Here is a 24,944-nt window from a genome sequence, read left to right as displayed (position 1 = left end):
ATGCGCCGGAGACTCGACCCCAGCGTCGACACCTCGGGTGCGGCCGCCGGCGCGGAGTGTCCCTACTGCGGGTCGGAGGACACCGTCCGCGAGCACCCGAAGGGGCCGTCGCTCTGTCGGTCGATGCACTTCTGCCGGGCGTGTCGCCAGCCGTTCGAGAAGTTCGAGTGACGGGTCCGTCGACCGACCCGAAAGGGGAGCGTTTACCAGTTCCCGCCCCCAACCGCCGGCCGTGAATCGCCGTACGGTACTCCGATCGACGGCCGCCCTCGGGACCGTGGGGACGGCGGGCTGTCTCGACGCCTTCCGGGAGCACTTTCAGGGCAGCCTCCGCCGGCCGGTGCCGGTGCGGATCTTCAGCGAGGCCGACCGGGCGTTCAACGTGCGCCTCGAGGCGTACGACAGCCGGACCGACCGCCAGACCTACGACGAGGCGTACACGGTCAGGCCCGACGAGCGCGTCAACGCGCCCCGACTCGACGCGGTCGCCCAGCGGTTCCGGGTGACGCGGTTCGGCGGCGACGGCGCGGACGACCTCGTCGAGACCGGCCGGATCACGGAGGAGACGAACCTCGTCGCGATCCGCATCTACGACGACGACCTGACGCTAGAGATCAGCGAGCGCGAGGGCGAGGGGACGACCAACGACACCGCGGACGGCTCGACCAACGACACCGCGGACGGGACGACCGGCGAGTGATCAGGGATACGGGTGGAACGCCCGGTCGAGCCGCGGCTCGTCCCCCCGTTCTTTCGGCACCTCCCGCGCGCGCTCGCCGAAGAACGGCTCGCCGGTGAACAGCGGCTGCGCGCCGGGGACGAGGACCCGGACCGCCTCGAAGCCGACCCCCGCCACGTCCCGGGTCGTCAGCCGGGCCGCGTGGGGCGTCAGTCCGACGTCGACGGTCCGCGAGACGAGTTCCTCGACCGCCTCGGCGCCCGTCGGGACCGGGTCCGGGCCGACCGACGCCGCCGGAATCGTCCGGTCGACGGCGACGAACTCGCGGGCGCGCTCGGGGAACGAGGCGTACTCGCCGATGGCGCCGCCGGCCTCGTCGGCGTCCTCGGGGCCGAGCCCGCGCAGTTCCATCCAGTTTTGCAGCGCCTCCGCGAGCGCCGACCGGGCGGCCGCGGCCGCGTCGAGGTCGGCGGCGGAGCCGACCGCGAAGTGGGGCCACTCCGCGTCGAAACCGTCGGCGTCGGGGTCGCGGTGGACCGCGACGGCGACGACGGGCACGTCGACGTCCTGCGTGACCAAAAGCGGCGTCGCGGTCAGCCCCTCGCTGCGCGCACGCTTCGCCAGCGCCTCGAAGCCGTCGTCGTCGACCGACAGCCCGACCGGATCGTACGTCGAGTACCACGCGAGCATCGTCGCGTCGCGCTCTACGACCTCGGTCAGCCCCGCGGCGAGCGCGTCGGCCGTCGAGGAGCCGAGGCCGAGTCCCGTCGTGATCGACGGGACGAGGCGGTCGCCGGGCTGGGGGAACTGCACCGCGGCGGCCGGGAGGTGGGCCTGCTCGCCCGTCGCGAGGTCCTCGCCCTCGACCCACCGGTGCTCGTCGGCCGGGTCGTACGCGGGGGCGTCGTCGGGCCGGACGAGGTCGGTCGGCGAGACCGGGTTCGCGAGGTCGACCTCGCTCGCGTGGACGAAGTCGTCCTCGCGGTAGACCCCCGCGCAGTAGCGTTCGAGGGCCTCGCCGACGGCCTTCATCAGCGCGGCGTTCCAGTCGACGGCGACGCCGGCGGCCTGCGTCGCCGCGCTCGCGTCGCTGTAGGCCGTCGTGTCCGCCGCCGTCGCGAGGTAGTACGGCGCGGGGAACGACTCGGCCTCGCCGATGGAGGTGACGAGACCGACTCGCTCGTCGATGGCGCGTTCGGCGGCGTCGACGGCCGCCTCCAGCGACAGCGACTCGTCGTCCGCGCGGTCGAGGCGGCGGTCCCGGCCGCCCTCCTCGCAGGAACAGCCCGGGACGGGCAACAGCCGTCGACGGGCGTGGGGCACCTCGCGGACGTGGCCGACGATCGACGGCTCCTCGCCGGCGAACAGCCGCACGCACTCCCGGCCGGCGACCGCGCCCGCGAGGCGGACGGCGCTGCGGTCGGCTTTCGGTCGGTCCGCCGTCTCGTCGACGGTCGAGGCGACGCGGGCGCGCAGGCACTCGTAACAGCCCGTCTGCGGGGCAAATCCCGCTACCGCGGCGTCGACCCCCGGCAGCGGGTGGCCGCCGACGCCGCCGACCTCGACGGCGATCCACGGCGTGTTCCCGTCCAGCGCGGCCCGGTTCGCCGCCCGCAGCGTCTCGCCGCCGGCGAGGTCGCTCACGACGGCGAAGCGGGCGTCGGCGACGTCGGCCGCCTCGGCCTCGCGAACGCCGACGTCGGCGTCGGCGAGCGCCGCGGCGACGGCGTCGAGGATCGGATCGTCCGCGACGACGTGTACGTCCATACGCCGCCCCACTCGCGCGGGGGAGAAAAACGCCCCGCTCGACGCCGCGGGCGCGGCCGGTCAGTCCTCGGCCGCCTCGTCGCGCAGTTCCTCGAGAACCGCCTCGGCGTTCTCGACGGCCCGCTCCTTCTTCGCGGGGTAGGCCTCGACCTTCGCGCGGACGGTGATGCCGTCGCCGAGGCGGACCGCCCCGTTGAACGCGGCCTGCTTGTCCAGCCGCAAGAAGAGTTCGCAGTTGTCGGTGACCCGCTGGTCGAGTTCCGCGAGCAGGCGGTCGAACCCTTCGAGGTCGGTCAGCCGTCCGAGGACGTGGCGGACGTCGTCGGCGTTCTCGACGCGCGCCGAGAGGACGAGGATGCGGTCGCCGTAGTGGCCCTCGGTTTCGGCGCGCTCTACCTCGAACTCCTCGGGGAGGAACGTCCGGAGCGCCGCCTCGACGCGCTTCTCGTCCTCGGTGGCGTAACAGAACGTACGGAGGTCGACGTAGTGCAGCGGGATCTTTGGCATCGGTTCGTGAGTCGGTGGCGGTCGGGCGGCGGTGCGCTTACTCCTCGTCCTCGTCCTCGTCCTCGTCCTCGTCCTCGTCCTCGTCGGCGGCCTCGATGGCGTCCTCGGGGACGCCGGTCTCCTGCCCCTCCTCGAAGCTGACGGTGTAGGTGACGTCGCCGAACATCGACTCCATCGTCTGGGTGACGGTGCCGACCTCGCCGTCGAACTCGCTGTGTTTGTCGTGCAGGACGACGCGGTCGTCTTCCTCGAAGCTCATACTCGCAGTTCCCCGGCGCGGCGTAAAAAGGGACTGATTCACACCAGGACGGTCAGGTGCGGTGACCCCACCGCTCGCCGGCCTCGTCGTACCGGGCGTCGACGATCCGGTCGAACTGCTCGTCGCTGAGCGAGAGGTCGACGGCGCCGACGTTCTCGTCTAGCTGGTCGACGGTGCGCGCGCCGACGATGGGGACGCAGGTGAAGTTCGGCTGTTCGATCAGCCAGCGCAAGGCGACCTGCGCGGGCGTCGCGTCGAGTTCGTCCGCGACCGCGCGGACCTCGTCGAGTACGTGCCAGCCGCGCTCGGAGAGGTAGTAGTCCTCGAAGCGATCGTCGAGCGAGCCGCGGGCGCCCTCCGGCCCCTCGAACGCCGTCGGGTCGTCCTCGTCGACGCGCTCGTACTTGCCGGTGAGGAAGCCGCCGGCCAGCGGCGAGTACGGGCAGACCGCGAGGTCCCGGTCGGCACAGACGTCGAGGTAGTCCGTGATGTCGTCGCGGTAGCCGGCGTGGAACAGCGGCTGGGTCACCTCGAACCGTTCGAGGCCGTCGACGTCGGCGGTCCAGAGGGCCTTCGTGAGTTGCCAGGCGGCCATCGTCGAGGCGCCGAGGTAGTGGACTTTCCCCTCGCGGACGAGTTCGGTGAGCGCCCGGAGCGTCTCGCGGATCGGCGTGTTCTCGTCCCAGCGGTGGATGTAGTAGAGGTCGAGGTAGTCGGTGCCGAGGCGGTCGAGCGTCCCCTCGATCTGCGCCCGGACGTGTTTGCGCCCGAGTCCCGAATCGTTCGGGCCGGGGTCGCCCCAGCCGTCGAACGGGAAGTAAACCTTCGAGGCGAGCACGAAGTCCTCCCGGTCGTGGTCTTCGAGCCACTCGCCGATGTACTCCTCGCTGGTACCGTGTGGCGTCCCGTAGACGTTGGCGGTGTCGACGAAGTTGATGCCGCGTTCCCACGCCGCGTCGAGCAACTCGTGGGCCTCCTCGCGGTCCGTCTCGACCACGCCGTCGGTTTCGCGGCCGAAGCGCCACGTCCCGAAACACAGTTGCGAGACCGTCGTCCCGGTCGACCCGAGTCGGGTGTACTCCATACGCGGGACCACGCTTGCGGCCGTCAAAACCGTACCGGGGTCGCGGTGGGACGACGGGAGTACCGGCCGCCGGAGCTAGACGCCGAGTTCCGAAAGCAGCGTCTCCGCGGCCGCCCGCGAGGACTCGGGGCCGCGGCCGGTGACGAGGTCGCCGTCGACGGTGACGCTCGTGTCCGAATCGAGTTCGGCGTCCCACTCGGCGCCGGCCTCTTTCACCTCGTCTTCGACCCAGTAGGGCAGTTTCCGGCCGTCGGGCATGCAGTCGTTCTCGTCGACGATCCCCTCCTCCCACGCGTTGGGGAAGCCGGTGACCTCCCGGCCGTTGACGATGAACGCCCCGTGGCTGTCGCGGGCGAACGCGAGGAGGCCGACGGCGTGGCAGACGACCATCGCCTTGCCCTCCTCGCCCTCGATGGCCTCGCGGAGGGCCGCGCGGGCGTGGCGGTCCTGATTGATGTCCCACTCGGTGCCGTGGCCGCCGGGGAAGACGACGGCGTCGTAGTCCTCGGCGTGGACGTCGGCCAGCGGGACGGGGTCGTTGAGTCGCTCGTCGGTCTCGTGGACCTCGCGGACGCGCTCGGCGGTCTCCTCGCCGACCTGTTCGGGGTCGATCGAGCGCTCGTCGATCACCGGCGGCCCGCCCGACGGCGTCGCCACCGTCACCTCGACGCCCGCGTTCGAGAGCGTTTCGAGCGGTTCGACACACTCCTCTCCCCAGTAGCCTTCCTCGCTGACGACGAACAGTGCTTTCGTCATGGACGGCCGTACGCGACCCAGAACTATAACGACCGGCCCACCCCTCGATTCTGCCGGAACCGACAGCCGGCGACCTGCCGGCCGCGGGCTCCCGGAGCGCGGGGGTGATCTTTTTCGCCGTTCGCGGCGAACCGTCCGAGTGCGGTGGTATCCATGTCAGGTCGACCCAACCCGTTTCAAGGACTCGAGGAACTGTTCGAACGGATGAGCCGGCAGTTCGAGAACGCGGCGCGCGTGTGGGACACGAACGCCGGGGGCGAAGGACAGTTCGAGATGTCGCTCGGCGGGTCGACGACCGGTCTCGACCTCGCCGACCGCGGCGACGAGTTCGTCGTCACCGTCGACGTCCCCGGCTACGAGACCGAAGACCTCGACGTCCGGCTCTCTGGCGACCGACTCCACGTCAGCGGCGAGCGCGAGCACGCCGTCGACGAGAGCGACGAGACGTTCATCCGGCGCGAGCGCCGGTCGCAGTCGTTCAGCCGGCAGGTGAGCCTTCCGGAACCCGTCGACCCCGACGGCGTGAGCGCGTCGGTCAACAACGGGGTCCTGTCGGTCACCCTCGAGAAGCGAGAGCCGAGCGAGGCGGGGCGCTCGATCGACATCGAGTGACGGGAGCGGGTCAGCGCGCCTCCTCGGCGCGGTCGTCGAGGTGGAGCGCGTCGAAGTACCGGCGCGTGATCCGGCCGGCGACGAACTCGAGGAGTTCCGCGTCGTCCCCGGAGTCGTCGGCGAACAGCCCGAGGCCGATCCGGCCGCCGGCCATGTCGTGGTGGCCGCCGACGGCGCCGAGGTCGCCGAAGGCGTCGTCGAGCGTCTCGCCCATGTTCACCCGCGGGTCGATCGAGCGGCCGCTCATCCGGATCGTGCCGTCGACCAGCCCGTAGACCAGCACCGTGTCGACCCCCTCGAGGTTCAGCAGGTAGTCGGCGGCCTGCGGGAGGGCGTCGGTCTCGGGCGTGCGGCCGACGCTCGCGACCATCGAGGAGCCCCGGCGCTTGCGCGTGGCGATCGCCCGACCGATCGCGTCGATCGTCGCCGGGGAGAACGCGCTGCCGTAGAGCTGTTCGAGCGTCTCCAGATCCGCGTGCGGGAAGACCGTGAGCGCGGCCTCGTACTCGCGCTCGGTCGGCTCGCGCAGGTAGTCGAGGCGCTCGCGGTGGAGCGCGAACAGCAGCGCCGAGGCGAGCCGCGTCGTCAGCGCGACCCCGAGTTCGAGCAGGTACTCGACGAAGATCGTCGCCGTCGCGCCGTAGTCGGTTCGCACGTCGACGAACGGCGCGTCGACGGTCTCGCCGGGGTGGTGGTCGACGACGATGTCCGGGTCGACCGACGCCGAGGCGATCGAGTTGGCGCCCGGCCGCGAGTGGTCGACGAACGCGATACACTCGTCGTCGTCGAAGTCGAGGGGATCGCCCCCGCCGACGTCGTGGACGCCGATGTCGAGGACGTTGACGAACGCGCGGTTCTGCTGGTGGGAGATCTCACCGCCGTAGAGGACCGTCACCTCCTCGACGTCGTGGGCGTCGGCGATCGTCCGCAGCGCCAGCGCGCTCGCCAGACAGTCCGGGTCGGGATTGTCGTGACAGACGATCGCCAGCGAGTCGCATTCGTCGAGCGCGTCCGCGAGCTCCGCCGCGCGGGACATGCATCCACATAGGGCGACGACGCGTTTGAACCCCCCGGCGGTTCTGCGGGCCGAACGCGCGGCAACACCGTGTTTACCGGTGTAAGTGTCTATTACTGCCCGTCGTCATGCCGACCGGCGCTTGATCAGGAACTTCATGTCGCCCTCGAAGACGACCTCGCCGTCCTGGTTCGTCATCGTCGTGTCGATGGTCACGAGGCCGGCGTCGTCGCGACTGGAGAGGTCCTTCGTCCCGGTCACGACCATCTCGAGGGAGATGGTGTCGCCCGTCCGGACGGGCGCGGGGATGTCCATGTAGTTCATCCCGAGGAACGCGAGTACGGTCCGTTCGAGGAAGCCACAGCGGTAGACGAACCCCGTCGCGAGGACGAACGTCATCGGGCCGTGGGCGACGCGCTCGCCGAAGTACTCCTCTTCGGCGTAGTGACGGTTGGTGTGTAGTTCCGTCCAGTCGCCGGCGAACATCGAGTGGAAGACGAAGTCCGCCTCCGTCACCGTCCGGCCGACGCTCTCGAACTCCTGTCCCTCCTCGAAGTCCTCGAAGTGGTGGGGCTCGTAGCTGTAGGGCATGCTCCGGGGGTTCTCCGGACACGATATTTAATCGTGAGGTTTTCCTCGCTCGCCGAAGACCGCCGCCCCAGCACGTATTTCCGCGACGCCGACGCACGTGGGGGTATGCGAGACGCTTACGTGGTCGGGGCGGGCCAGTCCGACTTCGGCGCGTTCCCCGACGAGAGCTACCGCTCGCTGTTCCGGACGGCGTTCGAGGCGGCCGTCGCGAGCGTCCCGAAGGGGTTCGACCCCGCGGCCGTCGACGAGGCGGTCGTCGGTACCCTCGGCGTCGGCGGTCGCCAACTCGGCCTGTCGGGCCCCGCCGTCACCGAACACGTCGGCCTCGGCGGCGTACCCTGTACGCGGGTCGAGAACGCCTGCGCGGCGAGTGGTTTCGCCGTCCGGCAGGCGGTACAGGCCGTCCGCTCGGGGATGGCAGACGTCGTCCTCGCGGGCGGCTTCGAGGTGATGACCGACGCGAGCGCCGACGCGACGAAGTACTGGCTCGGCGTCTCCGGCGAGACCGAGTGGGAACGGCTCTCCGGGACGACCTTCGCCGGCACCTACGCCCAGATGGCCGGCGTCTACGCCGACCGGTACGACCTCCCGCGCGAGCGCCTCTCGCAGGTCGCCGCGAAGAACCACGAGAACGGCGCGAAAAACCCCCACGCCCAGTTGGGGTTCGAGTGCTCCGTCGAGGACGCCGAGTCGGCGCCGGTCGTCGCCGACCCGCTCACGCTCTATCACTGCTGTCCGACCTCGGACGGGGCGGCCTGCGTCCTCGTCGCGAGTGAGGACGTCGTCGCCGAGTACGCCGACGAGCCGATCCGGATCGCGGGCGTCGGTGCCGGCAGCGACCGCGTCGGACTGTTCCAGCGCGAGGACCTCGCGCGGATCCCGGCCTCGGAGCGGGCGGCCGAGCGGGCCTACGAGGCGGCCAGGATCGGCCCCGACGAGATCGACTTCGCGGAGGTCCACGACTGTTTCGCCATCGCCGAACTGCTCGCCTACGAGGACCTCGGCTTCTGCGAGCGCGGCGAGGCGGGCGACCTCGTCGCCGCCGGCGCGACCGAACGCGGCGGCGACCTGCCGGTCAACACCTCCGGCGGCCTCAAGTCGAAGGGCCACCCCATCGGCGCGACCGGCGCCGGGCAGGTCGTCGAGGCGTTCGAACAGCTCTCGGGGACCGCCGGCGAGCGACAGGTCGCGGGCGCGACCCGCGGGCTCACCCACAACGTCGGGGGGAGCGGCGGCGCGGCGGTCGTCCACGTCTTCGAGCGCGAGGAGTCCGAGGAGGTGGGCGCGTGACCGCGATCCGCGCCGCGGGCGCCTACGCGCCCCGCTTCCGGATCGACGCGGAGGCGTTCGAGGCGGCGTGGGGCCGGTTCGACGCCCCCGGCGTCCGGGAGAAGGCGGTCGCCGCGGCCGACGAGGACCCGCTGACGATGGCCCGCGAGGCCGCGGCGCGCGCGCTCTCGGCGGCCGACCGCGACGGGTCGGCGGTCGACTGGCTCGGCTTCGCCGCCTCCCGGCCCCCGCTGGCCGAGGAGGACCTCACCGCCCGTCTGGGGGCGATGCTCGCGGTCCCGGAGCGGGCGACCCGACACGCCTTCGCGGGGAGCACCCGTGCCGGGACGCGGGCGCTGTGGGCCGCGGCGGACGCCCTCGAAGCGGGTGCGGCGGAGACGGCGCTCGTCGTCGCGGCGGACGCCCCGCGGGGCGACCCGGACGACGAAATCGACCACGCGGCGGGCGCGGGCGCCGCGGCGTTCGTCCTCGACCGCGAGGGGCCCGCCCGGATCGTCGACCGGGCCGAGTACGCCGCCCCCTATCCGGGGACGCGGTTCCGCGAGACGGGGTCGGACGAGACGACGGGACTGGGCGTCACGGCCTACGACCGGCGGGCGTTCGTCGAGACGATCGAGGGTGCGGTCGACGGACTCGCCGCCGTGCCCGACCCCGACGCGGCGGCGATTCAGGCGCCCGACGGGAAACTCCCCTACCGCGCGGCCGACGCGGCCGGCGTCGACGCGGGGGCGATCGAGGCCGCGGCGACGGTCCACGACCTCGGCGACCTCGGGGCCGCGAGCGTCCCCGTCTCGCTCGCCCGGGCGCTGGCGGCGGGCCACGAGTCGATCCTCGCGGTCTCCCACGGCAGCGGCGCCGGCGCGGACGCGTTCGTCGTCGAGGCGGAGGGCGACGTCCCCGTCGACGACGCGCTCGACCGGGGCGGCGACCCCATCTCGTACGCCGCGTACCTCCGCCGGCGCGGCGTCGTCACGTCCGGCCCGCCCGAGGGCGGGGGCGCGTACGTCAGCGTCCCCTCGTGGCGGCGGTCGCTCCCGCAGCGCTACCGACTCGAGGCCGGGCGCTGTCCCGACTGCGGGGCGCTCGCGTTCCCGCCGGAGGGGGCCTGCCCCGACTGCGGGTCGCTCGACCCGTTCGAGTCCGTCGCCCTCCCCCGCGAGGGGACCGTCGAGGCGGCCACGACCATCTCCGGCGGCGGCGCCCCGCCGGAGTTCGCCGAGCGCGTGGCCCGCGAGGGCGCGTACGCGGCGCTGGTCGTCTCCTTCGCGGTCGGCGACGAGCGCGTCAGGGTGCCCGCGATGGGGACCGACGCCGACCCCGCGGCGTTCGCCGTCGGCGACCGCGTCGAGGCGACGATCCGCCGGATCTACGAGCAGGAGGGCGTGACGCGGTACGGGTTCAAGGTCCGGCCCGCGTAGCGCGGACGGGAACAACGCTTAACCCGAACGCGGGTGGGGGTTCGTGCATGCACGTCGGCGTACTCGGCGCAGGCACGATGGGGCACGGAATCGCGCAGGTGGCCGCGATGGCCGGCCACGACGTCGTGATGCGGGACGTCCAGACGGAGTTCGTCCGCGACGGCCTGGAGTCGATCGAGGGGAACCTCCGCGAGGGGGTCGACCGCGGGAAGGTCCCCGAGGAGGACCTCGAAGCGACCCTCGAACGGATCGAGGGCACGATCGACCTCGAGGCGGCCGTCGGCGAGGCCGACCTCGTAATCGAGGCGGTCCCCGAGGAACTCGACCTCAAGCGACGGACGTTCGAGGAGGTCGCCGACCTCGCCCCGGCGGACGCGACGCTCGCCTCGAACACGTCGTCGCTGTCGCTGACCGAGATCGCGAGCACGCTCGACGATCCCGGACGGATGATCGGCCTCCACTTCTTCAACCCGCCGCACGTGATGGCGCTGGTCGAGATCGTCGTCGCCGAGCAGACCGACGAGTCGACGGTCGCGTTCGCCCGCGAGTTCGTCGACGACCTCGGCAAGGAGCCGATCACCGTCCGGGACACCGCCGGCTTCGCCACCTCGCGGCTGGGCGTGGCGCTCGGCGTCGAGGCGATGCGGATGCTCGAGGAGGGCGTCGCCTCGCCCCGCGACGTCGACCGGGCGATGGAACTCGGTTACAACCACCCGATGGGGCCGATCGAACTCGGCGACGTCGTCGGGCTGGACGTCCGACTGGACATCCTAGAGCACCTGCGCGAGGAACTCGGCGAGCGGTTCCGCCCGCCACAGATCCTCCGCCGGAAGGTCCGCGCCGGCAAACTCGGGCGCAAGACCGGCGAGGGGTTCTACGTCTGGGAGGACGGCGAAATCGTCGGCGTCAGCGACGACGGGAGCGGGGGGCTCGGGGGTGGCGCCGATGAGTGACGGCGGCGTCGAGGGCGACGGCGACGACGGCGACCCGGAGGCAGTCGCGGCCTCGCTCGAAACCGTCCGGGTGGACGTCGGCGCGCGCGCCGAGCGCGTGGCGACGGTCGCGATCGACCGCCCCGAGGCCCGGAACGCGCTGAACGCGACGGTACGAGAGGAACTGAAGCGGGCGCTCGCGGCCGTCGAGGCCGACGACCGCGTCCGCGCGGTGGTACTGACCGGCGCCGACGAGGCGAAGGCGTTCGTCGCCGGCGCCGACGTCACGGAGCTACGCGAGCGCGGCCCCGTCGAGCAGCGCGCGGCGAGCGCGCGCCCGCGGGTCTACGAGACCGTCGACGACCTCTCGAAGCCCGTGATCGCGCGGATCAACGGCCACGCGCTGGGCGGGGGCTGTGAACTCGCGCAGGCCTGTGACGTCCGGATCGCCAGCGAGCGGGCGAAACTGGGCCAGCCGGAGATCAACCTCGGCCTCGTCCCCGGCGGCGGGGCGACCCAGCGGCTGCCGCGACTGGTCGGCGAGGGACAGGCCATGCGGCTGATCCTCTCCGGCGAGTTGATCGACGCCGCGGAGGCCCGCGAGATCGGCCTCGTCGACGAGGTTCACCCTCCGGAGGACCTCGACGAGGCCGTCTACGACCTCGCCGGCTCGATGGCCGAGAAGAGCCCGCTGGCGCTCGAAGTCGCGAAGAAAGCCGTCACGGCGAGTTCCCGGATGGACCTCGAAGCCGGCATCGAGTACGAGGCCGAACTGTTCGCGGGGCTGTTCGCGACCCGCGACAAGGACGAGGGGATCGACGCCTTCCTCGAGGACCGCGACCCCGAGTGGGAGGGACGGTAGCGGTCAGTAGTGCCAGGGAAACTCCGAGAAGTCCGGCTCCCGCCCCTCGACGAAGGCGTCCCGGCCCTCCCGGGCCTCGTCGGTCATGTAGCCGAGTCTGGTTGCCTCGCCGGCGAACACCTGCTGGCCGACGAAGCCGTCGTCGGCCATGTTGAACGCGTACTTGAGCATCCGCATCGCCGTCGGGCTCTTCGAGTTGATGGTCTCGCCCCACTCCAGTGCGGTCTCCTCTAGCCGCTCGTGGGGGACGACCTCGTTTACCATCCCCATCTCGGCGGCCTCCTCGGCGGAGTAGGTCTTCCCGAGGAAGAACACCTCGCGGGCCTTCTTCTGGCCGATCTGTCGGGCGAGGTACGCGGAGCCGAAACCGGCGTCGTAGCTGGCGACGTCGGGGTCGGTCTGGAGGAACTTCGCGTGCTCCTCGCTGGCGAGCGTGAGGTCGCAGACGACGTGCAGGGAGTGGCCGCCGCCGACGGCCCACCCGGGGACGACGCAGACGACGACTTTCGGGATATGACGGATGAGCCGCTGGACTTCGAGGATGTGGAGGCGACCCTGCTCCGAGGCTCGCGCTTCTTCGCCCTCGTACTGGTAGCCGTCCTCGCCGCGGATCGTCTGGTCCCCGCCCGAACAGAACGCCCAGCCGCCGTCTTTCGGCGACGGGCCGTTGCCGGTCAGCAGGACGCACCCGACGTCGGTCTGGCGCTTGGCGTGGTCGAGCGCGTCGTACAGTTCGTCGACGGTGCCGGGCCGGAACGCGTTTCGCACCTCGGGGCGGTCGAACGCGATCCGGACCGTCCCCGAGTCGACCGCGCGGTGGTAGGTGATGTCGCGGAAGTCGAACCCGTCCACCGGCTCCCACCGGTCCTCGTCGAACAGTTCCGAAACCATGCCGGGGAATTGGTGACGGAGGCGTGAAATAGGTTCGCGTCGCCGCGTCGCTCCGGGAAATTTATCCCCCCGCCGACGTATCGTCGACCAGCCGATGGCCGAGACGTACTACGACGTGCTCGGCGTCCCCCGCGACGCTTCCACGGAGGAGATTCGGGCCGCCTACCGCGAGCGCGTCCTCGAAACCCACCCGGACCACAACGACGACCCCGACGCCGCGGAGCAGTTCGGACGCGTCCGCGAGGCCGAGGCGGTCCTCACGGACGAGGACGAGCGCACCCGCTACGACCGCCTCGGCCACGAGGCCTACCTCGGGGTCGAGTCGGACGACGAGGGGGTCGCCGGAACCGGCGGCGGGACCGGCGGCGACGGATCGTGGAGCGTCGCCGAGGCGGCCGCGCGGGCCGCCGAGCGATCCGCGAGCGAGGCCGACGACGGCGGACCGAGCCACCACGCCCGCCAGCGGTCCCGCCGCCGGCGAGCGACCTCGGGCACGGAGTGGCAGTTCGGGACGGACTCCTCGTCGGACGTCTCCGCCGGCCGAGCGCGGGCGAAGACAACTTCGACGGACCGGACGCGGACGACCGCCGGGGGGTCGCGCGCGGAGGGCGAGGGGTTCAGCTACAGCGTCCACGGCTGGGACGACGAGGTCGACTTCGCCGACGAACGACCGCCGATCGACCAGTCGATCGCGATCACCGCCGGCGCCGTGGCGCTTTTCTATCCGCTGTTGGTCTACGGGAGCCTCACACCGGCGTTCCCGCTGTGGGTCAACCTCGTCGTCGCGGCCTGCACGCTCGTCCTCGTCGGCTCCCTGCTGACGGTGCCGCGGGCCGCGCTCACGGCCTTCGGCGTCTGGAGCGTCCTCACGCCGCTCGCGCTCGTCTGGCACCCCGCGGTCGGGCCGTTCTCCCCGATCGGCCTGCTCGCCCTCGCGGCCACCTGGGTACCCCTCGGCTACGCGGTGGCCGTCTGGTGGGCCGTACGGCCCTGACGCCCCGACTCACTCGCCGTCGCGAACCCGCCGTTCGAGTTCCTCCCGGCGCCGGTGGCTCGCCTCGGCGTCGAACCCGACGGCGAGCACCTGCGTCCCCGGGCGCCGGAGCGAGCGCTCGTAGGCCTCGTCGAAGTCGGCCGGCGCGACGCGCTCGAACTCGACGTCGTAGAACTCCGCCAGCGCGTCGAACTCGAGGCCGTGGGGCGTCTTGAACTGGTCGGTAAACGGCGGGTCGAACGACTCGATCGGGAGTTTGTGGAAGATACCGCCGCCGTCGTTGTCCAGCAGGACGACCGTCGCGTCGACGCCACAGCGGTCGACCGCCAGCAGGCCGTTCGCGTCGTGGTAGAAAGCGAGGTCGCCCGTGACGAGCACGAGCGGGTCGTCGGTCGCGCTGCCGGCCCCGAGCGCGGTGCTCGTGATCCCGTCGATGCCGCTGGCGCCGCGGTTCGCGAGCACGGTCAGGGCCGCGCTCCGCGGTCGGCCGAACCGATCCGCGTCCCGGATCGGCATGCTGTTCGAGACGAAGACGGTCGCCGGGTCCGGGGCGAGGTCGAGCGCCGCGGCGACGACCGCCCCCTCGAACGGGTCGCTCGCGACCGCGTCGTCCGTCCGGGCGGCCTCGCAGACGCGCCAGTGGCGGGCCTCCGCCTCGCGGACGGATTCGAGCCAGTCGGCGTCCGTCCCCGCGTCGGCGTCCAGTTCGGCCGCGACCGACGCGAGGAACGGCCCCGGTTCGGCGGTGACGAGGTCGGTCGCGGTGAACGTCGCCTCGCGCCACTCGCCGGCGGGGTCGACGAGGAACTGCCGGGCCTCGGCGTCGCGCAAGGCGTTGCGGAGCCGTTTCGAGGTCGGCGACGCGCCGACGCGGACGACGACGTCCGGCGCCGGGAGCGCGTCGGCGTAGCCGTCGTAGCCGCCGCAGACGGGCGCGTCGTCGACGTGCGGACCGAACCGCAGCCCCGAGAGCGGGTCCGCGAATATCGGAGCGGCGGCGGCCGTCGCGATTGCGGCGACGACGTCGGGGTCGATCCCGTCCACCGCGGGCGGGTCGGCGGGGCCGGCGACGAGCAGCGGTCGCTCGGCGTCTTCGAGCGCGCTCGCGACCCGGTCGACGGCGTCCGCGTCGGCCGTCGTCCGTCCTCGCTCGGTCCGGACGAACGGCCCCTCGCGGCCCGCCCCCGCGAGCGTCTCGGCGAACTCGTCGGGGACGGCCTCCGGCACGTCGGTCGGTTCGAGGGGCTTGCGGAGCGGGCAGTTGAGGTGGACCGGCCCCGGCGGGACGCCGGTCGTCTCCGCGAGCGCCCGCGCGGCGGTCGTCCGGAGGCTCCGTACCTTCCGCTGGTCGGCCTCGGGGTCGGGAAGTTCGGCGTACCAGCGGACGGCGTCGCCGTAGAGTTTGACCTGATCGACGGTCTGGTTGGCGCCGCTGTCGCGCAGTTCCGCCGGTCGGTCGGCCGTCAACACGAGCAGCGGCACGCGTGCCTGACTGGCCTCGATCACCGCCGGGTGGAAGTTCGCGGCCGCCGTGCCGGAAGTACAGACCAGCGCGGTCGGCTCGCCCGTCCGGCGGGCCCGCCCGAGCGCGAAGAACGCCGCCGAGCGCTCGTCGAGGTGCGAGAAGACGCGGACGTCGCTCTCGGCGAACGCGACGGTCAGCGGCGTCGACCGGCTGCCGGGGGCGAGGCAGACGGCTTCGAGGCCGGCCTTCGAGAGTTCGTCGACGAGGACGCGACCCCAGAGGGTGGCGCGGTTCGGCGCGGTCATCGGCGGAGTTCGTCGAGGATCGGCCGGTACTTGAGCAACACTTCCTCCCACTCCTCGTCGGGGTCGCTGTCGGCGACGATGCCGTTGCCGGCGAACAGCGTGACCGACTCGTCGGTCGCGACGCCCGAGCGGATGCCGACGGCGAACTCGCCGTCGCCCGCGGCGTCGAACCAGCCGACGGGGCTCGCGTACCACCCCCGGTCGAACGTCTCGACGCTCCGGATCGTCTCCCACGCCGCGTCCGGGGGGACGCCGCCGACGGCCGGCGTCGGGTGCAGCGCCTCGACGATGTCGAGGACGTGCGCGCCGTCGGCGAGCGTCGCCTCGATCGGCGTCCGGAGGTGCTGGATCGTCGCCAGCCGCCGGACGGTCCGGTCGTCGACCGTGACCGCCCGGGCCAGCGGCGCGAGTTGCTCGCGGATCGCCTCGACGACGAGGCCGTGCTCGCGGCGGAACTTCTCGCTGTCGAGCAGACGGGCGGCCAGTTCCTCGTCGCCCTCGGGGCTCTCCCCGCGGGGGACCGACCCCGCGAGCGCCTCGGTCTCGACGCGGTCGCCGCGCTTGGCGACGAGGCGCTCGGGTGGCGCGCCGAAGAAGGTGCCCGCGCCGTAGCCGACGAGGAACCGGTAGCAGTTCGGGTACCGCCGGCGCAGGCGTTCGAGCGTCGCCGGCACGTCGATCGGTTCGGCCAGCGAGACCGACAGCGCCTGCGCGAGGACGACCTTCTCGAGGTCGCCCGCGTCGATCCGGTCGAGGGCCGTCTCGACCCCTTCGGTCCACTCCTCGCGGGTCGTCGTCCGCCGGGTCTCGACGACCCCCGGCGGATCGCCGCTCGGGCGCATCGCGGGCAGGCCGGCCAGCCGCTCGCGCCACGCGTCGAGGGTCTCGCTCGCCGCCGCCTCGGAGCGGGCGACGCCGGTCAGCCACGTCCCCGCCTCGCTCCGGACGACGAGCACCTCGGGGACGACGAACGTCGCCGCGTCGAAGCCGCGCCACGGCGGCGTCGCCTCGTGGCCGTCGTGGAACGCGAAGCCGCCGAACGCCCGCGGGCGGGCGACGGCGGGGCCGTCGTGGTCGAGGTCGTCGAAGAGCCGGCGGGCGTCGGCCCGGATGCGCTCGAAGCGCTCCGGGCCGGTCGCCGAGAGGCGGGCGGCGACGCCGCAGCCGACGACTTCGAGGCCGTCGGGCGTCGCCCACGCGACCAGCGAGTCGCCGTCGGCGTCGAGCACCGCGCCGAAGGAGACGTCTTCGAGTTCGCTGCTGCGACTGTGCAACGCGGCGTCCGCGCCCTCGGCGACTCCGGTCAGCCCCCGGTCTCCCGACGCTCTGTCCATCGCCAGACCCTCGGGAGCGGGCCGTCTTCAGCCTAACTATATCGTTCCTCTCGCCACGGATTCGCCGTCTCCGAGTAGCCCCGCCGCTCCCAGTAGCCGAGTTCGGGTTCCGTGAGGAACTCGACGCCGTCGACCCACTTCGCCCCCTTGTAGGCGTACCTGTGCGGGGTGACGACGCGGAGGGGGCCGCCGTGCTCGCGGGGCAACGGCTCGCCGTCGAACGCCCGGACGAACAGCACCTCCTCACGCGTGCACTGTTCGAGGGGCAGGTCGGTCGTGTAGTCGTCGAGCGCGGAGAAGAGGACGTGGACGGCGTCCTCGCGGACGCCCGCCCGCTCGGCGATTTCGGGGAACGGGACGCCCGTGAACTCACAGTCGAGTTTGCTCCAGCCGGTGACACAGTGGAAGTCCTGCCGCTGGGTCTCGCTCGGAAGGTCGCGGAACTCCTCCCAGGAGAACGAGAGCGGCTCCTCGACGGCCCCGGTGACGGTAAACTCCCACGTCTCGGGATCCCACGACGGCGTCCCGCTCTTCGAGAGGACGGGGAACTTCGAAGTCTCGCGCTGGCCCGGCGGGAGGCGGTCGTCGCCGAACTCCCGGTAGAGGTCCGTGACGTCTCGCATACGCGGAGGTAGGCCCCGACGTACGTAGGCGTAACGTTCCCCCGAATCGAGGTGGCTACGGCCGCCTCGACCGGCGGCCGGACGGCGCGCGGTAAATCCGGCATTCGCCCGCGGGCACCGGCGCCTAAACGGATCGTAACGGCCGCGGCGAGGGTACCAACAGCTCGGTACCACCCGAAACCCTCGCCACCGCTTAGTATCGGCTCGTGGACCGTTGGATCGCATGGCGACCAGACAGAAGATTTCCGAACGGGAGATGTCAGGAGAGGCGGCAGAAGAGGTAAGCGAACAGGCCATAGGGCCGGCGGCCCTCGCGTCGGCGGCGTCCGTGGGGCTCGCGTGGTACTACTTCTTCCTGCGCGGCGACCGCGAACGGGGGCTGTTCGTCGGCCTCTGGCCGCCGACGATCCTCGCGTTCGCCAGCTACTTCAACCAGCGCAAGATGCGCCAGCAGCTCAACACGATCACCCAGCCGGGGTCGACGCTCAGGAACGCCATCGACTCGATGATGGGGAACCGCTAGCGGGCCCGGCCTCGTCCCGACGCGGAAGCGTTCGATTTCCGGTTCCGCCCAAAGAAAGTTATCACGGTGTGAATTTTTCTTTTCCTTCGGTGTATTATCCCCGTCAAAGTTAAATACCCCCTCGCCGAAACCCGAATCAGATGCCGAAAGTAGAGATCACGATCCCGGAGCACCTCGAGATGCAGATCACGCAGATGGTCGAGCGCGGCGAGTTCGTCAATCGGGAGGAGGCCATCGAGGACCTCCTCTCGACGGGGATCAAAGCCTACAAGACCAGTGGGCCGATGGACGAGGAGGAGCCGGGGCTCGAAGACGACGGAATGATGGGCCACGACGACGAGTACGTCTTCTAGCTGCTCTTCTCTCCTCAGAACGCGACGAGCGGGATTCCGAACGCGACGGCGACGCCGACGACCGCCACGAGCGCGCCGACGGCGGTCTCCCTCGCTCCGAACTCGCTCATCGGCGCCGTCGTCCGCTCGGCGACGCGGTCGTGGCCGACCGTCGCCGCCGAGTCCCCTTCCCCTTCGTCCGTGGACTCGCTCTCGTCTGCCATACGCGAGGGTTTCCGGTTCAGCACCTTAAAACCGTCTACAGCGACGCCGCGACGACTCCCCGCAGACGTGTCGTTCGGAGAGTATTTATCCGAGGGGTACGAGTTTCGGACGATGCCCTCCAGTTTGCACTCCCGGCGGCGCCTCCTCGCCGCCGCGAGCGGTTGTCTCGGCGTCGTCCTCGCCGGGTGTACCGGCGACGATCGGCCGAGTTCGTCGTCGACGGGACGCGAAACCGCGGTCGGCCCGGGCGTCGAGCGCTCGTCGACCCACGAGTACGCGGTTCGTTTCGTCCGGAGCGACGCCGACGAGCCGTTCCTCTTCGAGGACGAGGAGACGGCCCGGGAGGTCGCGGAGACCCCCGAGGACGAACCCCTCCCGGTCGGCGTGACGTCGATCCTGTTCGTCACCGACGAGGCCGCGGCCGAGGAACTTCACGTCGAAGCCGACGAGGACGGGCGAGAGACCATCCGAACGTTCGTCGAGGGGACCGACTTCGAGAACGAGACGGTCGCGATCGACCAGCGGTCCATCGGCGACTGCTACCGCAGGGAGGTCGAGGCGGTCGAGGCCCGGGACGAGGAGTTCAAGATCCACTACTGTCGGTGGCTGAAAGAGCCGACGACTCGCTGTGAGGCCGACAGGGACGTGATGGAGGCGGTCCTCTGCAGGGTCGATCGACCCTACGAGGAGCGGCCCCGAAGCCGGGGCAGTTCCGAGAGCGCGATGTGCCGGTACGTGTCGGAACCGCTGGCCCCACCGAACGGAACCGAAACGAGCGAGTCGAACGGGACCGCCGACGGGGGTGACCAGGAATGACGGGCGAACGAACGCCGCGCTCCCGTCGGCGGGCGTTCCTCGCCGGCCTCGCCGCGAGCGCCGGCGTCGCCCTCGCTGGCTGTAGCGAGGTTCGCCCCTCGGAAACCGACTCGACGACGTTCACCGCCGCGGACGCCGAGGCCGTGCTGGCGGACGCGCCGTCGCCGCCGGCGGTCAAGTGGCCGGTGCCGGTCCGGCCCGAACGCGGCGCCCGCGAGGCGGCGATCGAACGGGTCGACGAACTCCTGGCCGACGTCCCGGAATCGCTCGGTCCCGACGACGTCCCCAACGGGGTCGTCCGCGAGTCGATCGCGGAGCATCGGGACGACGCCGTCCGAACCCGGGGAGAGGCCGCCGACGCGACGGGCGACGACCTGTACCACGCGCTGCGCGACCTTCGAGAGGCCCGCGAGTCCGCGCGGGCGTCGTCGACCACGCTGCGCGCCATCGACGAGGAGATGGAGGCGCTCGTCGACGACCTCGCGACCGAACGCGAGACCGTCCGGTCGGCGATCGAGGACCGGCGCGGGGGAATCGAGTACCGTGGCGACGACGCCGACGACGGACGGCTCCGGGCGGCGCTGTACTACCAGCAACTCGAGTCGGACCTCGACCGCGCCACCGCGTCGCTCGACCGGCGGCGCGTCGACGCGAACGTCATCGAAGTCGGCGAGACCGCGGGCGACGTCGAGTTCGCGACGGCGACGGCCGACGTCTGGGACCACTTCGAGGAGCGGTACGAGGCGGGACTCGACGACGCGACCACGTTCGAGCCGATCTTCGAGGCTGCCCTCGACCGCTCGATCGACCGCGCCGCGGCCGTCGACTTTCCCGAGCAGGACGGCGAGGAGTGGTACGACGCGGTCGGCGTCGGCGACCTCGACGACGATCGACTCGAATTCACCCTCTGGCGGTTCGGCGGTTCGGTCGTCGACGCTCGCGACGGGACGGAGACGGCGCGGGCCGACGGCGACCTCGGAACCGGGCTCTACCGCGCGCTCGAGTTCGAACGGACGTACCGGGCGTTCGAGCGCCTCCGCGACCGGATGGCGGAGGGGACGGTCGCGGCCCCCTCCGACGTCGCCGAGATCCGCGACGAACGCGAACGGGCGATCGAGGCGGCGGCCGCCGCGCGCGAGGAACTTCCCGTCTCCGAGCCGTCACCCGGTTCGTACGCCCTCTCGGAGACGTTGCGATCGTTCGAGTGGATCGACGGCACGGTGCGCCGTGCCGCCGACCACGACCCCGAGGTGGTCGTCTCGATCGACAAAGAGTACGGCCGCTACGCCCGCCTGCGTGCGGAACTCGAGGTCCTGCCCGAGGCCGTCGCGGCGTTTCGCGACCGGTTGCTCGCGGACTGACCGTCGAGGGAGCGCGAATCGCCCGATCCAGACGCCTTTACTACCCCGGGCGCGAACGTCCGCGCGAGACCCACAGCATGGTACTGACCAAGCGAATCATCCCGTGTATCGACGTCGACCTCGACGACGACGGGAACGCGGCGGTCTACACGGGCGTCCACTTCGAGGACCTGCAGTACACGGGCGACCCGGTCGAGATGGCCCGCGCCTACAACGAGGCCGGCGCCGACGAGTTCGTCTTCCTCGACATCACGGCCTCGGCCGAGGGCCGCGAGACGATGCTGGACGTCGTCCGCGACGTGGCCGACGAGGTGTTCATCCCCCTCACGGTCGGCGGCGGGATCCGCACCGTCGCGGACATCAAGGAGACCCTGCGTGCGGGTGCGGACAAGGTGTCGATCACCACGGGCGCGCTCGAACGGCCCGAACTCGTCACCGAGGGCGCCAGGGCGTTCGGCAGCCAGTGTATCGTCATCAGCGTCGACGCCCGCCGCCGGTACGACGAGGGCGGCGAGCACTACGTCGAGGTCGACGGCGAGTCCTGCTGGTTCGAGTGCACCAAGAAGGGCGGCCGCGAGGGCACCGGGATCGACGTGCTGGAGTGGGCCGCCGAGGCCGAGGCCCGCGGCGCGGGCGAACTGTTCGTCAACTCCATCGACAAGGACGGCACCAAGGACGGCTACGACGTCCCGCTGACGAAGGCCGTCTGCGAGACCGTCGACACGCCCGTCATCGCCTCCTCCGGCTGTGGCGGGCCCGAGGACATGCACGAGGTGTTCACCGAGGCCGGCGCCGACGCCGGGCTGGCGGCCTCTATCTTCCACTTCGGCGAGTACTCGATCCCCGAGGTCAAGGCGTACCTCGACGAGCGCGGCGTTCCCGTTCGCCCGTAGGTTCGGCCGTTCCCGCTTCGACCGCCGACGCGGCCGGATTCCCGTACCCTTATACCACCCCGGTCCCCCGTTCTAGGGGTGACGTGGCGGTGTACGTGGTGTGGGAAAGCCCACGCCGAGAACGATCCTCCCTGCGACGCGTGTGGCCACAACGTCTTCGAACCGGCCGAGGCCGACCCGTCGTCGCGGACCGTCGACACCGGCCCCCAGTACGTCTGGGTCTGTTCGGACTGCGGCCGCCAGCACGTCAAGAACAATCCGCCGTGTTCGCGCTGTGGCGGTCACGACCTCGAGAAGACGGCGTTCGACGCCACGGCCGCCAGCGAGGACCTCGTCGCGCCGGGCTGGGTCGAGGTCGCAAAGCCCTACCTGCCCATCCTCGTCGCCGTCGGCCTCGCGCTCGTACTCGTCGCGACCGGCGCCGTCTCCCTGCCGGGGCTTCCCTGAACCGGGCGCCCGCGGCGCTGTTCGCGCCGGAACCCGAAGAAGCGACGTACCAGCGTCGGCGGGCCGGTTCGAACCCTACGCCGTCTGCTCGTCCGCGGCCGTCTCGAACGCCTCGCGGAACGCGGCCGTCTTCTCGCGGATGCTCGCGGCGGCCTCCTCGAGGGCGTCGAGGGGGTCCACGCCACCGTCGGTCTTGATCGTCAGGATCGGGTCGGTCTGGCCGCCCGACTGCTCGGGGTTCATGTCGTAGGTCGCCGCGGCGACGGCGTCGTGTTCCAGCAGGGCACCTTTCAGCACGTTCATGAACGTGTGGTCCTCGCCGGCGATCTCGATCGAGAGTTCGTCCTCGCTGCTCTCGGTGACCCGCAGTTCCATGCCCACACGTCCGTTCGTCGGTCGCTTGTACCTTTCGAAGCCTCTCCCGTCCGAACGGCCGCGACTCGCCGGAGACACAACCCACAAGACGGCTCCGCGAAAACCCTCTGGGCGTGCCCGAACCCGGGGACGCCCTCGGACCGTTGCTCGCGGCGCTCGTAGTAGCGTCGCTTGTCGCGTCGGTCGAGGTCGTCAGGCGACTCTCCCCCGCGGGCCGGCGGTGGGGCGAGACCCTCCGCTCGCGGCTGCTGTACGGCGTCCCGTGGGGGACGCTCCTCGTCGTCGCGTTCGTCCTCGGGTTCTACCTGTTCGTTCAGGACGGCGTCTCCGACTTCGAGAACCCCGTCGCGCTCCCCTACCGCGCGTGGTCGTACTTCTACCCGCTCGGGATCGTCGCCTCGTCGTTCGCCCACGCGGGATCGGGCCACCTCGTCGGCAACCTCGTCGGGACCGCCGTCGTCGCGCCCATCGCCGAGTTCGCGTGGGGACACTACCCGCCCGGCGGGCGCGACGACGGCGACGGGTCCCGCTGGTGGTGGTACGACCCGCGGGTGCGCGCGTTCGCGATCGTTCCGGGCGCGGTCCTCGCGGTCGGACTGGTGACGGGGCTGTTCGCGCTCGGCCCCGTCATCGGCTTCTCGGGGGTCGTCTTCGCGTTCGCCGGCTTCGCCCTCGTCCGCTACCCGATCGCGACGGTCCTCGCGACCCTCGGCGCGCAGGGGGTCCTCTCGACGGTCTACTGGGCCGTCCGGAACCCGATCTACGTCTACGAGGCGACCCCCGGGGCGCCGTCGGCCCCGTCGTGGGCGACGATAGCGATCCAGGGCCACGCGCTCGGCTTCCTCGTCGGCGTCCTGCTCTGTGCGGCGATGCTCGAACGGCGGGGCCACCGGCCCGACCCGCTCCGGTTCTGGCTCGCGCTGGTATTCTTCGGCTTCGCCAAGTCGCTGTGGGCGATCTACTGGTTCGGCGGCCGGGACACGTACGTCCTCTACCGCGGGCCCGGCGTCGTCGTGGTCCTCGCGCTGGCGCTGCTCGTCACCGTCGCCGTCGCGGGTTCGGACCGGCCGCTGCTGCCGGCGGGTCTCCGGCGACGCCTCGCGGGCGACGCGGCGCCGACGGCGCGGCCCCTCTCGCTCGCGTTCGGCGGCGGATCGAGCCCCGGCGCCGGCGAACGGATCCGCGCCCTCGCCTCGGGGGGGCGCGTGCGTACGCTGGGCGGTCGACTCGCCGGCGCGACCCGTCGCCGGTCGGCGCTCGTCGCCGTGCTGTTCGTCGTCGCGCTCGTCGCCGGCCCCGCCGTCCCGGCGAACCTGTTCGTCGTCGAGGGCGAGTCCTCGGAGACGGCGGTGACGGTCGAGGACTACTCGGTCGAGTACGTCGAGGGCGTCGAGAACGAACTCGTCTCGGTCGTCGACCTCTCGCCGTACGGCCTGAACTCGACGGTGGAGTCGAGCGGCCTCGTCGTCTCCAGCGACGAGCGCAACCTCTGGATCGAGGCGGTCCCCGCCCGCCAACTCGAGTTCGCCGGCGAGGAGACCGTCCACGTCGGCGGACCGGGCTGGCGCGAGTCCGTCACCGTCGAGCGCGAGGGCTGGTCGGCGGTCGGCAACGAGACCGCCTACCGGGTCTGGATCGACGTCGACGGCGACCGGCACTTCGCCCACGCCTCCGACCCCGTCGACCCCGACGTGCGGATCGACGGCCGTGACGTCCGGATCGTCCCCGAGGAGGACGGCTTCTTCCTCGACGTGACGGGCGACGGCGAGGACGCCCGGGTCGAGATCCCCGCCGAGAACGAAACCGTCTCGGCGAACGGACTGCAGGTCGAACGCGAGGAGGACGTCGTCTTCGCACGCTCGGACGGGACGCGCGTGCCGATCGCGAGCGCGGAGGAGTACCGGGACGGGTGAACGGGTTCGTCGCGATCTCGAACCGTCGGGAGCTACGATCGCTCCCACTCGATCCGGAACACTTCGGCCGCGAGTTCGCGCGACTCGGCCTCGTGGAAGTCGAACCGGTGCTCGATGGGGAACGCCGCCCGGAAGGCGTGGGTGACGGTGCCGCCGGCGTCGGCGGCGAAGGCCTCGACGAACTCGCGGCTCCCCTCGTTGTGGATCGTGTACGAGACGGCGCCGACCTCGCTGGCCGTCTCGAGGAACGCGCGGTCGGCGTGGCGGTTCCCGCGCTGGGCGCCGAACGGGGGGTTCGAGAGGACGGTCGCGTCGGGGGCGCAAATGGGGGAGCGAGCGGCGTCGCCGCGCACCCACTGGAGGGCGTCGGCGGCCGGGGGGTCGCCGAAGACGGCCGCGGCGTTGTCGCGGGCGAGCGCCAGCGCGTCGGGGTCGACGTCGACGCCGACGACGCGGCCGGGATCGAAACAGGCCGCGGCGATGGCCAGCATCCCCGTGCCCGTCCCGAGGTCGACGACGGTCCGCGAGCGCAGGTCGCCCTGCAGGTCGGCGAGGTGGGCGACGTGAGCGGCGATTTCGGGCGGCGTGAGGTACTGTTCGAGCGCCGGCGACGGCTCCGCGAAGTCCGCGACGGATTCGAGTCGGCGGGCGACCGCGCGCCGCGAGGGCATCGGG

At 71.7% G+C, this 24,944-nt stretch carries 29 protein-coding genes; 15 read left to right on the top strand and 14 right to left on the bottom strand.

Features of this window, described 5'->3' with window-relative positions; all coding sequences use genetic code 11:
- Together paaE and NKG98_RS01730 are read left to right on the top strand one after the other, a co-directional pair.
- Nucleotides 1-171 (top strand): 1,2-phenylacetyl-CoA epoxidase subunit PaaE, encoded by a 171-nt coding sequence (gene paaE, locus NKG98_RS01735; RefSeq protein ID WP_254768025.1) that lies wholly within the window; start codon nucleotides 1-3, stop codon nucleotides 169-171.
- 61 nt (nucleotides 172-232) lie between these two features.
- On the top strand, nucleotides 233-700 hold the full coding sequence (locus NKG98_RS01730; protein WP_254768024.1) for a hypothetical protein: 468 nt from the start codon (nucleotides 233-235) through the stop codon (nucleotides 698-700).
- Here the strand turns inward: NKG98_RS01730 and NKG98_RS01725 are convergent, their stop codons facing one another.
- The 5 genes from NKG98_RS01725 to NKG98_RS01705 all read right to left on the bottom strand — a co-directional run bounded on the left by NKG98_RS01725 (nucleotide 701) and on the right by NKG98_RS01705 (nucleotide 5,052).
- Nucleotides 701-2,446 (bottom strand): YcaO-like family protein, encoded by a 1,746-nt coding sequence (locus tag NKG98_RS01725; RefSeq protein WP_254768023.1) that lies wholly within the window; start codon nucleotides 2,444-2,446, stop codon nucleotides 701-703.
- Between the two features lie 60 nt (nucleotides 2,447-2,506).
- A complete protein-coding gene (locus tag NKG98_RS01720) occupies nucleotides 2,507-2,953 on the bottom strand; it encodes an RNA-binding protein (protein ID WP_254768022.1) in 447 nt (148 codons plus the stop codon).
- Between the two features lie 37 nt (nucleotides 2,954-2,990).
- A complete protein-coding gene (locus NKG98_RS01715; protein ID WP_254768021.1) occupies nucleotides 2,991-3,212 on the bottom strand; it encodes a DUF1918 domain-containing protein in 222 nt (73 codons plus the stop codon).
- Nucleotides 3,213-3,264: 52 nt separating this feature from the next.
- On the bottom strand, nucleotides 3,265-4,296 hold the full coding sequence (locus NKG98_RS01710) for an aldo/keto reductase (RefSeq protein ID WP_254768020.1): 1,032 nt from the start codon (nucleotides 4,294-4,296) through the stop codon (nucleotides 3,265-3,267).
- Between the two features lie 75 nt (nucleotides 4,297-4,371).
- Nucleotides 4,372-5,052, bottom strand: a complete 681-nt coding sequence (locus tag NKG98_RS01705) for a type 1 glutamine amidotransferase domain-containing protein (protein ID WP_254768019.1) — start codon at nucleotides 5,050-5,052, stop codon at nucleotides 4,372-4,374.
- Nucleotides 5,053-5,205: 153 nt separating this feature from the next.
- On the opposite strand from NKG98_RS01705, the gene NKG98_RS01700 reads away from it, so the two are divergent.
- Nucleotides 5,206-5,664 carry an Hsp20/alpha crystallin family protein gene (locus tag NKG98_RS01700; RefSeq protein WP_254768018.1) on the top strand — a complete coding sequence of 153 codons (459 nt, stop codon included), beginning with the start codon at nucleotides 5,206-5,208 and terminating at the stop codon, nucleotides 5,662-5,664.
- A 10-nt stretch (nucleotides 5,665-5,674) separates the two neighbouring features.
- Here the strand turns inward: NKG98_RS01700 and NKG98_RS01695 are convergent, their stop codons facing one another.
- Nucleotides 5,675-6,700, bottom strand: a complete 1,026-nt coding sequence (locus tag NKG98_RS01695; protein WP_254768017.1) for a DHH family phosphoesterase — start codon at nucleotides 6,698-6,700, stop codon at nucleotides 5,675-5,677.
- A 105-nt stretch (nucleotides 6,701-6,805) separates the two neighbouring features.
- A complete protein-coding gene (locus NKG98_RS01690; RefSeq protein ID WP_254768016.1) occupies nucleotides 6,806-7,270 on the bottom strand; it encodes a MaoC/PaaZ C-terminal domain-containing protein in 465 nt (154 codons plus the stop codon).
- Nucleotides 7,271-7,375: 105 nt separating this feature from the next.
- Between NKG98_RS01690 and NKG98_RS01685 the strand changes: the two genes are divergently transcribed.
- From NKG98_RS01685 to NKG98_RS01670, 4 genes are read left to right on the top strand one after another with little or no spacing between them, the layout of a single operon-like run.
- Nucleotides 7,376-8,560 (top strand): thiolase domain-containing protein, encoded by a 1,185-nt coding sequence (locus tag NKG98_RS01685; protein ID WP_254768015.1) that lies wholly within the window; start codon nucleotides 7,376-7,378, stop codon nucleotides 8,558-8,560.
- A complete protein-coding gene (locus NKG98_RS01680; protein WP_254768014.1) occupies nucleotides 8,557-9,978 on the top strand; it encodes a zinc ribbon domain-containing protein in 1,422 nt (473 codons plus the stop codon). Before NKG98_RS01685 ends, NKG98_RS01680 begins: the two co-directional genes overlap by 4 nt.
- Before the next feature lie 47 nt (nucleotides 9,979-10,025).
- A complete protein-coding gene (locus NKG98_RS01675; protein WP_254768013.1) occupies nucleotides 10,026-10,931 on the top strand; it encodes a 3-hydroxyacyl-CoA dehydrogenase family protein in 906 nt (301 codons plus the stop codon).
- Nucleotides 10,924-11,772, top strand: coding sequence for an enoyl-CoA hydratase/isomerase family protein (locus NKG98_RS01670; RefSeq protein WP_254768012.1), 849 nt, complete (start codon nucleotides 10,924-10,926; stop codon nucleotides 11,770-11,772). The genes NKG98_RS01675 and NKG98_RS01670 overlap by 8 nt, the downstream gene beginning before the upstream one ends.
- A 3-nt stretch (nucleotides 11,773-11,775) precedes the next feature.
- Here NKG98_RS01670 and NKG98_RS01665 read toward each other — a convergent pair whose 3' ends face one another.
- Entirely contained in the window at nucleotides 11,776-12,663 is an 888-nt protein-coding gene (locus tag NKG98_RS01665) for a 1,4-dihydroxy-2-naphthoyl-CoA synthase (protein WP_254768011.1), read from the bottom strand.
- A 94-nt stretch (nucleotides 12,664-12,757) separates the two neighbouring features.
- Here NKG98_RS01665 and NKG98_RS01660 point away from each other — a divergent pair, with 94 nt between their 5' ends.
- Nucleotides 12,758-13,657 (top strand): J domain-containing protein, encoded by a 900-nt coding sequence (locus NKG98_RS01660; RefSeq protein ID WP_254768010.1) that lies wholly within the window; start codon nucleotides 12,758-12,760, stop codon nucleotides 13,655-13,657.
- A 9-nt stretch (nucleotides 13,658-13,666) separates the two neighbouring features.
- Here the strand turns inward: NKG98_RS01660 and menD are convergent, their stop codons facing one another.
- The 3 genes from menD to NKG98_RS01645 are packed head-to-tail and all read right to left on the bottom strand — an operon-like array spanning nucleotide 13,667 to nucleotide 17,384.
- On the bottom strand, nucleotides 13,667-15,427 hold the full coding sequence (gene menD, locus NKG98_RS01655) for a 2-succinyl-5-enolpyruvyl-6-hydroxy-3-cyclohexene-1-carboxylic-acid synthase (RefSeq protein ID WP_254768009.1): 1,761 nt from the start codon (nucleotides 15,425-15,427) through the stop codon (nucleotides 13,667-13,669).
- A complete protein-coding gene (locus NKG98_RS01650; RefSeq protein ID WP_254768008.1) occupies nucleotides 15,424-16,761 on the bottom strand; it encodes an isochorismate synthase in 1,338 nt (445 codons plus the stop codon). Before NKG98_RS01650 ends, menD begins: the two co-directional genes overlap by 4 nt.
- A 32-nt stretch (nucleotides 16,762-16,793) precedes the next feature.
- Nucleotides 16,794-17,384 (bottom strand): sulfite oxidase-like oxidoreductase, encoded by a 591-nt coding sequence (locus NKG98_RS01645; RefSeq protein ID WP_254768007.1) that lies wholly within the window; start codon nucleotides 17,382-17,384, stop codon nucleotides 16,794-16,796.
- Nucleotides 17,385-17,607: 223 nt separating this feature from the next.
- On the opposite strand from NKG98_RS01645, the gene NKG98_RS01640 reads away from it, so the two are divergent.
- Together NKG98_RS01640 and NKG98_RS01635 are read left to right on the top strand one after the other, a co-directional pair.
- On the top strand, nucleotides 17,608-17,907 hold the full coding sequence (locus tag NKG98_RS01640) for a hypothetical protein (RefSeq protein WP_254768006.1): 300 nt from the start codon (nucleotides 17,608-17,610) through the stop codon (nucleotides 17,905-17,907).
- A gap of 140 nt (nucleotides 17,908-18,047) precedes the next feature.
- Complete coding sequence (locus NKG98_RS01635) at nucleotides 18,048-18,260, top strand: ribbon-helix-helix domain-containing protein (protein WP_254768005.1); 213 nt, start codon at nucleotides 18,048-18,050, stop codon at nucleotides 18,258-18,260.
- A gap of 14 nt (nucleotides 18,261-18,274) precedes the next feature.
- Here the strand turns inward: NKG98_RS01635 and NKG98_RS01630 are convergent, their stop codons facing one another.
- On the bottom strand, nucleotides 18,275-18,463 hold the full coding sequence (locus tag NKG98_RS01630; protein WP_254768004.1) for a DUF7550 family protein: 189 nt from the start codon (nucleotides 18,461-18,463) through the stop codon (nucleotides 18,275-18,277).
- Nucleotides 18,464-18,575: 112 nt separating this feature from the next.
- Between NKG98_RS01630 and NKG98_RS01625 the strand changes: the two genes are divergently transcribed.
- From NKG98_RS01625 to NKG98_RS01610, 4 genes are all read left to right on the top strand, one after another.
- Nucleotides 18,576-19,280, top strand: coding sequence for a hypothetical protein (locus NKG98_RS01625; protein ID WP_254768003.1), 705 nt, complete (start codon nucleotides 18,576-18,578; stop codon nucleotides 19,278-19,280).
- The gene (locus NKG98_RS01620; RefSeq protein WP_254768002.1) at nucleotides 19,277-20,641 is read left to right on the top strand and encodes a hypothetical protein; all 1,365 of its coding nucleotides are present in this window, start codon (nucleotides 19,277-19,279) and stop codon (nucleotides 20,639-20,641) included. The genes NKG98_RS01625 and NKG98_RS01620 overlap by 4 nt, the downstream gene beginning before the upstream one ends.
- 77 nt (nucleotides 20,642-20,718) lie before the next feature.
- Nucleotides 20,719-21,534: an imidazole glycerol phosphate synthase subunit HisF gene (gene hisF / locus NKG98_RS01615; protein ID WP_254768001.1), complete on the top strand. Its 816-nt coding sequence runs from the start codon at nucleotides 20,719-20,721 to the stop codon at nucleotides 21,532-21,534.
- A 78-nt stretch (nucleotides 21,535-21,612) separates the two neighbouring features.
- A complete protein-coding gene (locus NKG98_RS01610; protein ID WP_425504375.1) occupies nucleotides 21,613-21,981 on the top strand; it encodes a toprim domain-containing protein in 369 nt (122 codons plus the stop codon).
- Nucleotides 21,982-22,056: 75 nt separating this feature from the next.
- On the opposite strand, the gene NKG98_RS01605 is transcribed toward NKG98_RS01610, so the two are convergent.
- On the bottom strand, nucleotides 22,057-22,356 hold the full coding sequence (locus NKG98_RS01605; protein WP_254768000.1) for a DNA-directed RNA polymerase subunit L: 300 nt from the start codon (nucleotides 22,354-22,356) through the stop codon (nucleotides 22,057-22,059).
- A 113-nt stretch (nucleotides 22,357-22,469) separates the two neighbouring features.
- On the opposite strand from NKG98_RS01605, the gene NKG98_RS01600 reads away from it, so the two are divergent.
- Nucleotides 22,470-24,269, top strand: a complete 1,800-nt coding sequence (locus NKG98_RS01600) for a rhomboid family intramembrane serine protease (RefSeq protein ID WP_254767999.1) — start codon at nucleotides 22,470-22,472, stop codon at nucleotides 24,267-24,269.
- A 32-nt stretch (nucleotides 24,270-24,301) separates the two neighbouring features.
- Here NKG98_RS01600 and NKG98_RS01595 read toward each other — a convergent pair whose 3' ends face one another.
- A complete protein-coding gene (locus NKG98_RS01595; RefSeq protein WP_254767998.1) occupies nucleotides 24,302-24,940 on the bottom strand; it encodes an METTL5 family protein in 639 nt (212 codons plus the stop codon).
- Between the last annotated feature and the right edge of the window lie 4 nt (nucleotides 24,941-24,944).

Source organism: Salinilacihabitans rarus, assembly GCF_024296665.1.
In the GTDB taxonomy this organism is placed as follows: Archaea; Halobacteriota; Halobacteria; order Halobacteriales; family Natrialbaceae; genus Salinilacihabitans; species Salinilacihabitans rarus.
The sequence above is the reverse complement of the archived record's forward strand: the minus strand, read 5'-3'. Positions and strand labels throughout refer to the sequence as shown.

What these genes read in the sequence shown, in the direction of transcription:
- paaE (WP_254768025.1), top strand. Translation starts at nt 1, where the DNA reads ATGCGCCGGAGACTCGACCCCAGCGTCGACACCTCGGGTGCGGCCGCC.
- NKG98_RS01725 (WP_254768023.1), bottom strand. Translation starts at nt 2,446, where the DNA reads ATGGACGTACACGTCGTCGCGGACGATCCGATCCTCGACGCCGTCGCC.
- NKG98_RS01720 (WP_254768022.1), bottom strand. Translation starts at nt 2,953, where the DNA reads ATGCCAAAGATCCCGCTGCACTACGTCGACCTCCGTACGTTCTGTTAC.
- NKG98_RS01715 (WP_254768021.1), bottom strand. Translation starts at nt 3,212, where the DNA reads ATGAGCTTCGAGGAAGACGACCGCGTCGTCCTGCACGACAAACACAGC.
- NKG98_RS01710 (WP_254768020.1), bottom strand. Translation starts at nt 4,296, where the DNA reads ATGGAGTACACCCGACTCGGGTCGACCGGGACGACGGTCTCGCAACTG.
- NKG98_RS01705 (WP_254768019.1), bottom strand. Translation starts at nt 5,052, where the DNA reads ATGACGAAAGCACTGTTCGTCGTCAGCGAGGAAGGCTACTGGGGAGAG.
- NKG98_RS01700 (WP_254768018.1), top strand. Translation starts at nt 5,206, where the DNA reads ATGTCAGGTCGACCCAACCCGTTTCAAGGACTCGAGGAACTGTTCGAA.
- NKG98_RS01695 (WP_254768017.1), bottom strand. Translation starts at nt 6,700, where the DNA reads ATGTCCCGCGCGGCGGAGCTCGCGGACGCGCTCGACGAATGCGACTCG.
- NKG98_RS01690 (WP_254768016.1), bottom strand. Translation starts at nt 7,270, where the DNA reads ATGCCCTACAGCTACGAGCCCCACCACTTCGAGGACTTCGAGGAGGGA.
- NKG98_RS01685 (WP_254768015.1), top strand. Translation starts at nt 7,376, where the DNA reads ATGCGAGACGCTTACGTGGTCGGGGCGGGCCAGTCCGACTTCGGCGCG.
- NKG98_RS01675 (WP_254768013.1), top strand. Translation starts at nt 10,026, where the DNA reads ATGCACGTCGGCGTACTCGGCGCAGGCACGATGGGGCACGGAATCGCG.
- NKG98_RS01670 (WP_254768012.1), top strand. Translation starts at nt 10,924, where the DNA reads ATGAGTGACGGCGGCGTCGAGGGCGACGGCGACGACGGCGACCCGGAG.
- NKG98_RS01665 (WP_254768011.1), bottom strand. Translation starts at nt 12,663, where the DNA reads ATGGTTTCGGAACTGTTCGACGAGGACCGGTGGGAGCCGGTGGACGGG.
- NKG98_RS01660 (WP_254768010.1), top strand. Translation starts at nt 12,758, where the DNA reads ATGGCCGAGACGTACTACGACGTGCTCGGCGTCCCCCGCGACGCTTCC.
- menD (WP_254768009.1), bottom strand. Translation starts at nt 15,427, where the DNA reads ATGACCGCGCCGAACCGCGCCACCCTCTGGGGTCGCGTCCTCGTCGAC.
- NKG98_RS01650 (WP_254768008.1), bottom strand. Translation starts at nt 16,761, where the DNA reads ATGGACAGAGCGTCGGGAGACCGGGGGCTGACCGGAGTCGCCGAGGGC.
- NKG98_RS01645 (WP_254768007.1), bottom strand. Translation starts at nt 17,384, where the DNA reads ATGCGAGACGTCACGGACCTCTACCGGGAGTTCGGCGACGACCGCCTC.
- NKG98_RS01640 (WP_254768006.1), top strand. Translation starts at nt 17,608, where the DNA reads ATGGCGACCAGACAGAAGATTTCCGAACGGGAGATGTCAGGAGAGGCG.
- NKG98_RS01635 (WP_254768005.1), top strand. Translation starts at nt 18,048, where the DNA reads ATGCCGAAAGTAGAGATCACGATCCCGGAGCACCTCGAGATGCAGATC.
- NKG98_RS01630 (WP_254768004.1), bottom strand. Translation starts at nt 18,463, where the DNA reads ATGGCAGACGAGAGCGAGTCCACGGACGAAGGGGAAGGGGACTCGGCG.
- NKG98_RS01625 (WP_254768003.1), top strand. Translation starts at nt 18,576, where the DNA reads ATGCCCTCCAGTTTGCACTCCCGGCGGCGCCTCCTCGCCGCCGCGAGC.
- NKG98_RS01620 (WP_254768002.1), top strand. Translation starts at nt 19,277, where the DNA reads ATGACGGGCGAACGAACGCCGCGCTCCCGTCGGCGGGCGTTCCTCGCC.
- hisF (WP_254768001.1), top strand. Translation starts at nt 20,719, where the DNA reads ATGGTACTGACCAAGCGAATCATCCCGTGTATCGACGTCGACCTCGAC.
- NKG98_RS01605 (WP_254768000.1), bottom strand. Translation starts at nt 22,356, where the DNA reads ATGGAACTGCGGGTCACCGAGAGCAGCGAGGACGAACTCTCGATCGAG.
- NKG98_RS01595 (WP_254767998.1), bottom strand. Translation starts at nt 24,940, where the DNA reads ATGCCCTCGCGGCGCGCGGTCGCCCGCCGACTCGAATCCGTCGCGGAC.